The following is a 10,529-nucleotide window of genomic DNA, read 5'->3' as shown; positions in this document are numbered from 1 at the left end:
ACACCATCCTTCAGTAGGAAAGGCTGTCCATACGACAATGCCTGCATTGAATCTTTTCACGCTATTTTGAAGAAGGAAGAAGTCTATCACACTACTTATTTACATTACGAATCAGCAAAGATTGCGTTGTTTCAGTTTATTGAAGGATGGTACAACCGTCGTCGTATTCATAGTCAATTAAACTTTCAGACACCTCAGGAAGTAGAAGATAAGTACCGTCAATCTGTATAAAAAGTTAACTTATTGGTGTCTAAGATATTGACCCAAGTCCAAAGAAGAGAAATCTCCTGAGGATCATTTTTATGGGCTTCAGGAGAATATGCTGATGGAACCAAATCTGTAAGGTGTGAATGTGAGTGGTTTTATGAAATGGTTACAGAACTAGAGGATAGTGAGTATTCAATAGAAAAAGAGAAATTGCAGGTTGAAATTGTAAAAGAAATTTTTGAACTAGAAAATAAAATGGCAGAAGAATTATATAAACCATTTCTACTATATTTTCGTGAATACATTCTTACGAACAATAAAAATAGTTAATGATTTTGAAAGAGGGTCTTTAGTTTTGTAAATGTAGTCACGCAAACAATTTGACCATATAATACGTTTGGAAGCATTAATTGAAGATGTGGGTAGCTGTTTAACAAAAAAGTTATACAGTAAAAAAGAGATGTATGAACAGTAAACTTTTATATATATGAATCTTTATTATTGTTCATTGATATCAATCAGATAGAAAGGGCCATTTTGATTCATTCTTTTTCAAAATGGCTTCTTGGCGTTTCTTAATAGCAGCAATATTCTATAACTTAAATTCGCTTTTAATCATTTTTGCTACTTCTTCAGCACTAAGGTTGGAATTGTCTATTCTCATGTAATTTTCTTGTTTAATTTCGCCTTCTTCTGAATTTAATCTATGATGGTCATATGTATTCAATAAATCTTGCTCTGATTGCTCAATATTTCTTTTTGTAGGCTTTTGTTCTAACCTATTCGGTGTTTTATTCCGGATAAGCCTTTCTTCAACACTAGCTTCTAGTTCAACAAAATATAATTTAAAATCTTGTGAACGGAAAATTTCACCTATTTCCTCAATAAACTCCCAATCTTCTTTCATATCAAATGCCCATACAAATGTAAAAATCATGCCATTTCTATCACTTTTAGAAAAAGCTTCAAAGATTTCCTTTCGAAATAATGTGGTTAACCTCTACAAGTCTGGGCTAAATCCAAAAAGGGGTTCTAACAAATCAATCGTCATATGGTTATGAAATAATTTCAGGTCAGTTATTTTTGATAACTCTTGCCCTACTGTCATTTTCCCTACAGCTTGAGGTCCAAATAATAAAACAAATTTCAATCGATCTCACTCCTACTATAAGTACAAATCATTCACTTTATTCTAATTACCTTAACATAATTATCCACTCCTTTTTGCTTTCGAATAGTAATTTAGCAAAGGAATGAGAGAGTGTTTCAGTAAACAACTCATGCAAATTGGATTGAGTTTGTATCTTCTTGTAAAACACAAATGGCAAATGTAGCTCTGCTATCATTCTTGTATATACGGTGTTAAATATACAAAAATAAGCAGTCCAATTTGGATGATAACTGAACTGCAAATACCAGACAGGTAAAACTGCTTCTTTTAAGGATCATGAAATGAGGAACAAGCAAGGATATTTGTGGGTGAGTATTTTCTCCACTAAAGAAGAGCATTAGATTATTGATAAAATACGATATCCTCCACATTTTGAAGCCATTTCGTTGCTTCGGTACCATCTACGTTGGCTTTCCAGAGATCTCTTTTTGAGTCTATCAAAGAGGACCCTCTTAGCCATACAAGCTTCTTAGTAGATTGGATAAACTGAGGAGAATAATCCCCATACCCTTTTGGGGGATTGGTTATTTTCAGCTGCCTATTCTTGGCAATATCAACGGAATAAAGCATTGGAAGCGGATGCTTACTGAAGTCATTGCTCCACTCTTGTTCTTTTATTCTTGATACAACCAATAATTTGTTCGTGATCCAACTGAAATCAAGATCCGCGTAATTGGCAGGCGTAAATGTTCCTGAAACAGGCATTTCCCTTGTCTTTAAATCTTTATCTTTAAATCCGAAAACAATTCTTCCTCCACCTGCGATAAAGGCAATGGTATCGGTGGAGGGTGCCCACTTTGGCTTACCTACTTGCAAAATCACTTCGTCTAATACCTCGAATTTTTTCCCATCGCTATTGATCACGCAAAGCATATTGCTGTCCATAGACCAGGAGGCGGTCGGAGATACTATAAAGGAAATCCATTTGCCACTGGGAGAGTAGGTTAGCTGCTCGGTATATACGGCAATGAGTTTATTCTTTACGGTAGTCCCGATTTCTCTCGGCAATGTAAAGAATGGTTCCACTCCTCCGAAGAGAACAATGTCTTTATAGTGATGGTTCACATGTTTGGTGAATAAGGAGGCGCTCGACCAACCATCTGGGCGAAGGGTTCCGGATGACGAAAGAAGGAAGCCAGTTCCGTCCGGTATCCATGTATAGTCCGAAACGCCAGTTGCAATGTTGTAGAACTGATTTAAATCAGAAATATTTAATATTCCATTCCCAAAAGCGAGGTGATTTTTATCGGGTGCCCATTTAGGCGAATAGCCATTATAAAATACTTTTTTCTTTTCATTTGAATCAATATTATAGACCCATACTTCCGATTGAGTTTTATCCTCTTGGTATTTAGCAGGTACCGCTACTTGATAGGCTAGCCATTTTCCATCTTTTGACCATTGGGGTTTAGATAACAGCCCAGCTGATTCTGTCACTTGTTTTTCCTGCCCGTTTAATAGAATCCATAAATTGCCCTCCCGAATAAACGCGGCTTTCACTACATCCTCGCTAACCGCTAGGGGCGCTCGTGGCAACAATAATACAAAGGTGAGTGTTAAGAACAAAGCTCTTTTCATTTACGCTCCTCCTTTCAGCAATCATATTCTTACTATTTTCTCCGATAGGGAATTTATACAATTAATGCCGCGTGCAGGATCATAGTGGTTTAACAGAAAATAATCCATTTTGTTAAGGAGAGTAAGAAATAGCACAAAAAAACAAAAAATTTAATTCTTAATCGATGGAATACTTTAAAAGGATACAAAACGCAATGGATTACATTGAAGAAAACCTACATCACAAATTAAGCACTACAAACATTGATTCAAAATCTTGTTATTCAGCATTTCATTTCCAGCGCAGCTTTCAAGCGATTTCGGGATTTTCAGTGAAACAATACATAAGAAAGCGAAGACTTTTTCATGCTGCTGTCTTATTAAAAGAAAGTAGAAGAAGCATTTTAGACATTGTGGTGATGTTTCAATACGGATCACAAGAAGCCTTTACATATGCATTTGTAAACTGCTTCCGTATAACGCCAGGAAAATACCGTAAACAGGGAAACGTCAATCCATTTACAAACGAAAATAAACTTTTTTGATTTTCAGCGTATAGTGAAAGGAAATATACGCATGAACAAACCGGAAAGAATAAATTTAGCCAGCATTCAATTTCAACTAGTCATTTTATTATCATTCCTACATAGAATGTAAAAAAAGTAGGGAGGTATTTTCGTGGATTCTATTTCTGAAATTATTTTTATAACTGGACTAGTCTTATTATTGGTAGTCGCAACTATTTCTATTATTACTTTAGTAATATCCTTCAAAAAGGAGAATCGCATTTGTTGTATCGGTGGGGGAGTAGTACTAGCTCTTGTCTCTTCTATATTAGGTTTCTTTGCTTTGTCGGGCTCTTTTATCCTAGATGAGGAATTCTCAGAAATATTGACTCTTATAACAATGATTATTTTGTTCATTTTCGCCATATTCGCGTCCATATTTACACTTCTTTCTGTCATAAAGAAAAAGGAATTTTGCTGCTTGGGTGGAGGAATCTCACTTGCAGGTATAGGATATGGAGCTAGTATTACCTTTATTGCAAGTGGTTCTAGTGGTTCTGAAGAATTCGTTATTACGCTACTGATTCTATGGGTCATTATTTTACTAACAGTTTCAATCACTGCTTTATTGGTTATCCTTCTTTCACTAAAAAAACGTCAAAGCTTGTGTTGTTTTGCAGGCGCAATAGCTCTAGCGGGGGTTGTACTAGGGTTTGGTGCATTTACTCTTGTGATTGATGAGTTATTTGGAGTCACTACGTTGATTACGAATATCCTATTATTGGTTTTATCGGGAGTTTTCGTACCTCTTGTTAATAAGAGTATTAATAACTAAAATAAGATTGGAAATATATTGAAATATTTCCACACTGCCTTCATTTAAACGCCTGATTATTCCAGGCGTTTTTTCTTTTAGGTTGTTTTCGTTTTTGTATTTTGATTCAGCAAACTATTAATCTTCCAAGTAGTCATTAACTTCCTCACTTCTTCATAGAATTTATCAAAAAGGAGGTGAGAATATGGAATTTGCGTCAGAATTTTTTATAGCATTACTGTTTATACTATTGCTCGTTGGAATCTTTGCTGCTGTACCTCTTGTACTATCCTTTAAAAAGGAGAATCGTATTTGTTGTTTAGGTGGGGGAACAGCACTTGGGATTGTTTCTTTCTCATTGGGTTTATTGATTACATCAGTTATAACCTTTGAAACTAGCAGTCTGGAATTCATTGAGGCGTTTACCATCATAGTGCTAGTTATCTTATTAATCATCGCAGTCTTTGTGTCACTATTTACGCTGGTATCTGTCATCAAGAAAAAGGAGTTCTGTTGTTTAGGCGGAGGGATTGCTCTTGCAGGTATAGGATATGGAGCAAGTATTATCCTGACATTTTCATTTGTATCAAAGGCTACTCAAGAGATCTTTTTAACAGTATTCGTTCTATCGATCATCATTTTATTAGCAGTCTCAATTACTGCTTTTTTGGTCATCCTTATTTCGCTCAAAAAATGTAAAGGTTTGTGCTGTTTTGCAGGTGTGATAGCCTTAGCTGGAGTTGCACTAGGGATTGGTACATTCTTTACAGGGGTTAATGTGGGTAGTGTTATTCCTAATATACTCTTATTATTTATTTTAATGGGGGTACTCATACTGGTTGTCGATAAGGAAGGAAAAAAAAATTGCTAAAAATAGAATTATGTTAGAAATACCGTAGCATCCTTTCAAGGGTGCTTTTTAATTAAGCAAACTATTAACCTTACAATTCGTCATTATTTCACTCCCTTCTTCATAGAATTTATCAAAAAAGGAGTGAGAAAATTATGGGAATAGTTTTTGAAGAAGCATTTATAGTAGGGCTTATTATTTTGGTAGTCGCTGTAATTATAGCTGCATTAACCCTTGTCCTATCTTTTAAGAAGGATGATCGTATCTGTTGCTTAGTCGGAGGGGTAGCGATTGGGGTTCTATCTACTGCATTAGGAATCCTTACTTTTGGCGTTAACAACGCGACTTTTGATTCGTTTCCAGAGGTATTTACCATCTTAGCAATCCTTACCTTGATTATGATTGCAGCCTTCGTGTCGGCATTTACGTTGTTATCTGCTATAAAGAAAAAGGAGTTTTGTTGTTTAGGAGGAGGAATTGCTTTAGCAGGAATAGGCTTAGGAACAGGAATCATCCTAGCGACTCTTGCTTCAACTACTGTGGGCGACCTAAATGAAATATTAATCATCTTGTTGGGTATTCTTTTATTGATAGTTTTGCTCATTGCTCTCTTCGTTATTCTTATTTCTCTAAAGAAACGTCAAAGCTTGTGTTGTATTGCAGGTGTGATAGCTGTAACTGGAGTTGGATTGGGGATTAGTTCTCTTGGCGCGGTTGATATTGGTATTGGAGACCAATCTATAGTTTGGGGAATATTGATGATTAGTATCCTGTTATTAGGCGGATTAACGATTTTCTTATCTTCTCCTAAAAATGATAAATAGTAATTGAACCATCATTTAAGTCATGAGTTTTTCTTATTAAATCATTAAAGGTATTAGCATCCCTTCAAGGGTGCTTTTTCTCATTAAAAGTGTCATAACTCAACAGTCTTGAACCTATGGTTGCTCTTATGAAATAAGTGAGTACAAAGGGACAAGATTTATAACCTCAACGAGAGATATTAGCAAAAGAAGGCTGTCAGTCCGTTGTAGTGGAAAAGTTCACGGGGGTAAAAACGAACAGACCTGAATTTACCAAGCTACTAGAGAAGTTAGAAACAGGTGATACTCTTGTAGTGACGAAGTTAGACAGGTTAGCAAGGAATACTATGGAAGGTATTGAGATCGTGGAAAGCCTTTTTAATAAAGGTATTCGGGTTCATGTCTTGAATGTAGGACTCTTGGAGAATACAACGATGGGACGATTCTTTTTACAAACAATGCTGGAGCGCAATATGATTATAGAGCGAACACAGAAAGGCAAGGCTATTGCTCGACAGCGTGACGATTATCGTGAAGGTAGACCTAATAAGTTTAGCAGGAAGCAAAAGGAACACGCTTTGAACCTATTGGAAACACATACAAGCAGGTAGAGGAACTAACAGGAATATCAAAGAGTACGTTAATACGAGCAAAGGGAAAGCAGTCGGCTAAATAGTTCGGCTCTTTTTATTGGGTGATTGTATGAATTTCTACAAAACAACACGATGGAAAAAGAAACGACCTAACATATTAAAGTGGGATGAATATCGTTGCCTTGAGTGTAAGAGATATGGAAGGAAGAGAGTAGCGAACATTTTACACCATTGTCATCCGTTATCAGCAAGACCTGACTTGAAGCTAACAAGTTGGAACTTTCAGTCGGTTATGAATACAAAATAAATATTAATAGTGAACGGTATTTCGAGGAGATCCAGGATTTTATCATGATTTTGGCAGTAATCAATATTATCAACGAATTCCGAACAAAGCTGCCCCAAATATACCATACGGATTATCCACTCACTTTAAGGATGGTGGAGGGTTTTCATTCTTTATTGAAAAGAATTGGAGGACTCTGCTTTAGGCTTAGCGAATGGATTTGTAAACGTTCTAATTCCAGAATGGGAGCACAGAATTAATTCAAGACACAAGAAGGTACATATTCGGAACATGGTTCCCTTATTCAAATTATAATAGAGCGGAAGGACCTGATTTTGAAAGAACGGATGTAGTGAATTCCACATAACCAGATAAAATCAACATGACGATTTTTATCCCAATTGAAGCATAAAGGAGAGGTTTATATGAATATAGAGTTGATCTTTGGTGACTTCCCGAGATTGGAATCGACCAATTTGCAATTGAAAAAAATCAAAGAAGAACATGTTCAAGAACTTTTTAATATCTATGACAATACTAATGTTTTTCATTATTGTGGAATCATACCGAAGCATAACTTTAACACTGTCAATAAAATGATTGGTCACTTTGAAAGAGATTTTCAAAAAAGAAAAAGAGTGAAATGGGGAATCTTCGAAAAAAGTCAAAGTGAAAAATTGGTGGGAATAATAGAATGTATGGAAATAAATCAAAAGGTGAATAGTGTTTCAATCGGTTACTTTTTAGCAGAGGACTACTGGGGAAGAGGGATCGCTACAGAAGCTGTTCGTATGGTTATTCACTATTTGTTGCAGGAAGTACAGGTGAACAGAATTCAAGCAGAGGTCATGCCTGCAAATGAGTCGTCAAAACAAGTACTTATAAAGAATGGTTTTCTAAAAGAAGGGCTATTAAGGCAGGCTACTCTATGGTCTGGTAAAGGGGTCATTGATTTAGAAATATACAGCATTCTTAAAGAGGATTACAGATAAAGGATTTATGCTAAACATAAAGGAATAAGCAGCATTCTACAATGTATGTAAAAAACAAGAAAATAGATTAACATTTTAAATAACTTATAGGGGGCTCTACGATGAACAAGACCATTTCAATTACCAAAATGCAAAAAGAAGATTGGCAGGAAGTGAAAGATATCTATCTTTCTGGCATAAAGACAGGCCATGCCACCTTTCAGGAAGATGCTCCTTCATGGAAGGAATGGGATAAATCCCATCTCGAGGAGTGCCGTATAGTTGCCCGGATGGATGAAAAGGTAATTGGTTGGGCTGCCTTATCACCTATTTCGAGTCGATGTGTCTATGGTGGTGTAGCGGAAGTAAGTATATACATCGATGAATTGGCTAGAGGGAAGAGGGTAGGTAGCTCATTACTACAGGAACTCATCCAAAAAAGTGAATTGGCAGGTATTTGGACGTTACAAGCAAGCCTATTCCCTGAAAATGAAGCTAGCATGATCTTACATAAAAAAGCAGGCTTTAAAGTGGTCGGGACTAGAGAACGAATAGGGAAGTTAAAGGGTATATGGCGTGATGTGATACTGCTAGAAAGACGGAGTGATAAGGTAGGGATAGAATAATGCTTTACATCGAATAGAAAAGTTCGCCTATAAAAAGGAGAGATTGATTATGCAAAATGCACTTGTTATTGGTGGCTTAAGTGGTGTCGGCAAAGGGATTACTGCCTCACTAGTAAAAAAGGGGTTCAATGTAATCGTAGGTGATCAGCACGTTTTAAATAAAGATAAACAAATGATAGGCGATGTTTTACACTTATATGTTGATGCTGACAATGATGAGTCTGTAAATACACTGTATAAAAACATGGCGAAACTCGTCGATCATATCGATATGCTCATTATCACAATCGGTGCAATTGATGAAGGCAGTATACAACATCTTTCTGAAGAGAAGTGGAAATGGGCTTTTAATGCGAATTTATTTTCTAACATTCGATTAGTCGATGCGCTGTTACCTTTAATTAAGAAATCAGAGCGAGGAAGAATTATGCTCACTTCCTCCACAGCTGCATTCGGGAGGGTAAATCCTCAATTAGGGCTTGGGTTATACTCCATTACAAAGCATGCTTTATTAGGATACTTTAGATCGTTACATAATGAGCTTAGAGAGGAAGGTATTTTCGTTAGCCTACTCATTCCTTCTGGCGTTAAAGGAAAATTAGCCGAAAATTCTGCAGCGAAGCGTCATAATCTCTTACATGAATCTTCCAACAATGTAACGGGAAAACAACCAAAGGGACGGAATTTAGTAGCCCCGGAGCTGGTTGGTGATCAATTTGTTAATGATTTTCTTAACGACAAAGTATTTATAACAAATAATCCAGAGTTGGTTATGCAGTCCATTGATCTTGAATATCAATTTATTCAAAAGAGCCTGAAAAAATAGGGGGAAATTTGCGTTAAACTTTTATGTACCTGAACAATAAAAACGGAAATGAAATTAGGAAATTGAATTTTGTTTGTCACAAATGAACCGACTTGCTCGTTATAAGGGTAAGGAGGGAAAAATCATGAAAACAATAGTCATTTTAGGTGGCGGCTATGCTGGAATTAATTTGATCGAAAGTTTGAAGAAGGAATTAAAAGAAGAGTTAGGTTCAACAGTAAAAATCATCTTAATTGATAAAAATGCTTATCATTTCCGTAAAGTGATGTTAATGAAGGCCATTACAGAAAATCGAAATGCATTACAATTAAAAATTCCATTTCATCACTATTTTTCAAAAGGAATCGAGTTAGAACAAGGAGAGGTTGTTAGTCTCAATAAGACGAATAAAGAAGTAAGCCTTCAGACCGAAGGAAAGCAATTAAAGGAGCTTTCATATGATTATTTAGCGATAACACTTGGAAGTAGAGTAAAGGAACAGGAGGCTATTGTGGAGGGAATTACGCTAAAAGATGAAGAAAGTGCGCATAAGATTAGAAACCAATTACTGGCGTTATTAAATAGAACAAAAGTAATCAGCAAAGGCAATGAACAAATAATTGCACCAAAAATTGCTGTTGTTGGGGGAGGAATTACTGGAATTGAAACGGCTTCTGAACTAGCCATTTGGCTAGAGGAACAAGCTCAAGCGAATGGAATTGCCCCTCATACTATTGACGTTCTTTTATTTGATCCTAAACAACGGCTGTTGCCTCAAGCACCCAAGCATATTAGTGAAAAATTAGAAAAAAAGGTGAAGCGGTTAGGTGTTTCGTTTATTCCAAATACAAGAGTAAAAGAATTCGAAAATGGACGTCTTACTTGTGAAGATGGAAAGTCGTATGAAGTGGGAAGCTGTATCTTTACTAATGGTGTTCAAGTAACACCAATCGTCAAGCAATTTAATCTTCCTCTGTCTGATCGAGGCCAACTTATCGTTAATGATCATTATGAAGTAGCTGAATCACCAGGTATTTATGCAATCGGAGACTGCGCTCAAATAAAGGACCCTATCACAAATGAGTATGACGGGATGACCTGTAAGGAGGCCATTCCACAATCTCAGAGATTAGCGAAAATACTGAAGAATAAAATGACTCATTCCTCTAACCAAGTTATTCATAAAAGCATACCGTATCGCTTGTTTTGTATTAGTTTGGGCCCACATGAAGGATTTGTTTGGATTCAAAAATGGGGACTGAATTTCACGATAACGGGGCAATTAGGAATGCGATTTCGTCAGTTCACGTGGGATATTGCTAGTTTAGTAAAGTGAGGTG

At 36.2% G+C, this 10,529-nt stretch carries 12 protein-coding genes and 2 pseudogenes; 12 read left to right on the top strand and 2 right to left on the bottom strand.

Translation table 11 applies throughout. The features are described 5' to 3' along the window. Window positions 1–231 (top strand): integrase core domain-containing protein (locus WAK64_RS19740; protein WP_336588729.1); only part of this gene is annotated, 231 nt, incomplete at its 5' end. A 138-nt stretch (window positions 232–369) separates the two neighbouring features. After that, window positions 370–537 carry a hypothetical protein gene (locus tag WAK64_RS19735; protein ID WP_336588728.1) on the top strand — a complete coding sequence of 56 codons (168 nt, stop codon included), beginning with the start codon at window positions 370–372 and terminating at the stop codon, window positions 535–537. A gap of 262 nt (window positions 538–799) precedes the next feature. Here the strand turns inward: WAK64_RS19735 and WAK64_RS19730 are convergent. Next, window positions 800–1,357 (bottom strand): annotated as a pseudogene (locus tag WAK64_RS19730) (AAA family ATPase). Between the two features lie 363 nt (window positions 1,358–1,720). After that, window positions 1,721–2,956, bottom strand: a complete 1,236-nt coding sequence (locus WAK64_RS19725) for a TolB family protein (protein WP_336588727.1) — start codon at window positions 2,954–2,956, stop codon at window positions 1,721–1,723. A 194-nt stretch (window positions 2,957–3,150) separates the two neighbouring features. Here WAK64_RS19725 and WAK64_RS19720 point away from each other — a divergent pair, with 194 nt between their 5' ends. The 10 genes and pseudogenes from WAK64_RS19720 to WAK64_RS19680 all read left to right on the top strand — a co-directional run bounded on the left by WAK64_RS19720 (window position 3,151) and on the right by WAK64_RS19680 (window position 10,525). Further along, window positions 3,151–3,480 carry a helix-turn-helix domain-containing protein gene (locus WAK64_RS19720; protein WP_336588726.1) on the top strand — a complete coding sequence of 110 codons (330 nt, stop codon included), beginning with the start codon at window positions 3,151–3,153 and terminating at the stop codon, window positions 3,478–3,480. Window positions 3,481–3,613: 133 nt separating this feature from the next. Continuing rightward, window positions 3,614–4,276 (top strand): hypothetical protein, encoded by a 663-nt coding sequence (locus tag WAK64_RS19715; RefSeq protein ID WP_336588725.1) that lies wholly within the window; start codon window positions 3,614–3,616, stop codon window positions 4,274–4,276. Between the two features lie 184 nt (window positions 4,277–4,460). Then, complete coding sequence (locus tag WAK64_RS19710) at window positions 4,461–5,126, top strand: hypothetical protein (protein ID WP_336588724.1); 666 nt, start codon at window positions 4,461–4,463, stop codon at window positions 5,124–5,126. 134 nt (window positions 5,127–5,260) lie between these two features. After that, window positions 5,261–5,929, top strand: coding sequence for a hypothetical protein (locus tag WAK64_RS19705; protein ID WP_336588723.1), 669 nt, complete (start codon window positions 5,261–5,263; stop codon window positions 5,927–5,929). Window positions 5,930–6,105: 176 nt separating this feature from the next. Next, window positions 6,106–6,584: pseudogene (locus tag WAK64_RS19700) on the top strand (recombinase family protein). 462 nt (window positions 6,585–7,046) lie between these two features. Beyond that, a complete protein-coding gene (locus WAK64_RS22515) occupies window positions 7,047–7,154 on the top strand; it encodes a hypothetical protein (protein WP_419465973.1) in 108 nt (35 codons plus the stop codon). 58 nt (window positions 7,155–7,212) lie between these two features. Then, the gene (locus tag WAK64_RS19695) at window positions 7,213–7,779 is read left to right on the top strand and encodes a GNAT family N-acetyltransferase (protein ID WP_336588722.1); all 567 of its coding nucleotides are present in this window, start codon (window positions 7,213–7,215) and stop codon (window positions 7,777–7,779) included. 101 nt (window positions 7,780–7,880) lie between these two features. Continuing rightward, the gene (locus WAK64_RS19690) at window positions 7,881–8,384 is read left to right on the top strand and encodes a GNAT family N-acetyltransferase (protein ID WP_336588721.1); all 504 of its coding nucleotides are present in this window, start codon (window positions 7,881–7,883) and stop codon (window positions 8,382–8,384) included. Window positions 8,385–8,433: 49 nt separating this feature from the next. Continuing rightward, complete coding sequence (locus tag WAK64_RS19685) at window positions 8,434–9,210, top strand: SDR family NAD(P)-dependent oxidoreductase (RefSeq protein WP_336588720.1); 777 nt, start codon at window positions 8,434–8,436, stop codon at window positions 9,208–9,210. Window positions 9,211–9,334: 124 nt separating this feature from the next. After that, window positions 9,335–10,525 carry an NAD(P)/FAD-dependent oxidoreductase gene (locus WAK64_RS19680; protein WP_336588719.1) on the top strand — a complete coding sequence of 397 codons (1,191 nt, stop codon included), beginning with the start codon at window positions 9,335–9,337 and terminating at the stop codon, window positions 10,523–10,525. The last annotated feature ends 4 nt before the right edge of the window (window positions 10,526–10,529 follow it).

It is taken from the genome of Bacillus spongiae (assembly GCF_037120725.1).
GTDB lineage: Bacteria > Bacillota > Bacilli > Bacillales > Bacillaceae_K > Bacillus_CI > Bacillus_CI spongiae.
This window is presented reverse-complemented; position numbering and strand designations above follow the sequence as displayed.

Coding starts and splice junctions, on each gene's coding strand:
- WAK64_RS19735 (WP_336588728.1), top strand. CDS start 370: ATGGTTACAGAACTAGAGGATAGTGAGTATTCAATAGAAAAAGAGAAA.
- WAK64_RS19725 (WP_336588727.1), bottom strand. CDS start 2,956: ATGAAAAGAGCTTTGTTCTTAACACTCACCTTTGTATTATTGTTGCCA.
- WAK64_RS19720 (WP_336588726.1), top strand. CDS start 3,151: ATGGATTACATTGAAGAAAACCTACATCACAAATTAAGCACTACAAAC.
- WAK64_RS19710 (WP_336588724.1), top strand. CDS start 4,461: ATGGAATTTGCGTCAGAATTTTTTATAGCATTACTGTTTATACTATTG.
- WAK64_RS19705 (WP_336588723.1), top strand. CDS start 5,261: ATGGGAATAGTTTTTGAAGAAGCATTTATAGTAGGGCTTATTATTTTG.
- WAK64_RS19695 (WP_336588722.1), top strand. CDS start 7,213: ATGAATATAGAGTTGATCTTTGGTGACTTCCCGAGATTGGAATCGACC.
- WAK64_RS19690 (WP_336588721.1), top strand. CDS start 7,881: ATGAACAAGACCATTTCAATTACCAAAATGCAAAAAGAAGATTGGCAG.
- WAK64_RS19685 (WP_336588720.1), top strand. CDS start 8,434: ATGCAAAATGCACTTGTTATTGGTGGCTTAAGTGGTGTCGGCAAAGGG.
- WAK64_RS19680 (WP_336588719.1), top strand. CDS start 9,335: ATGAAAACAATAGTCATTTTAGGTGGCGGCTATGCTGGAATTAATTTG.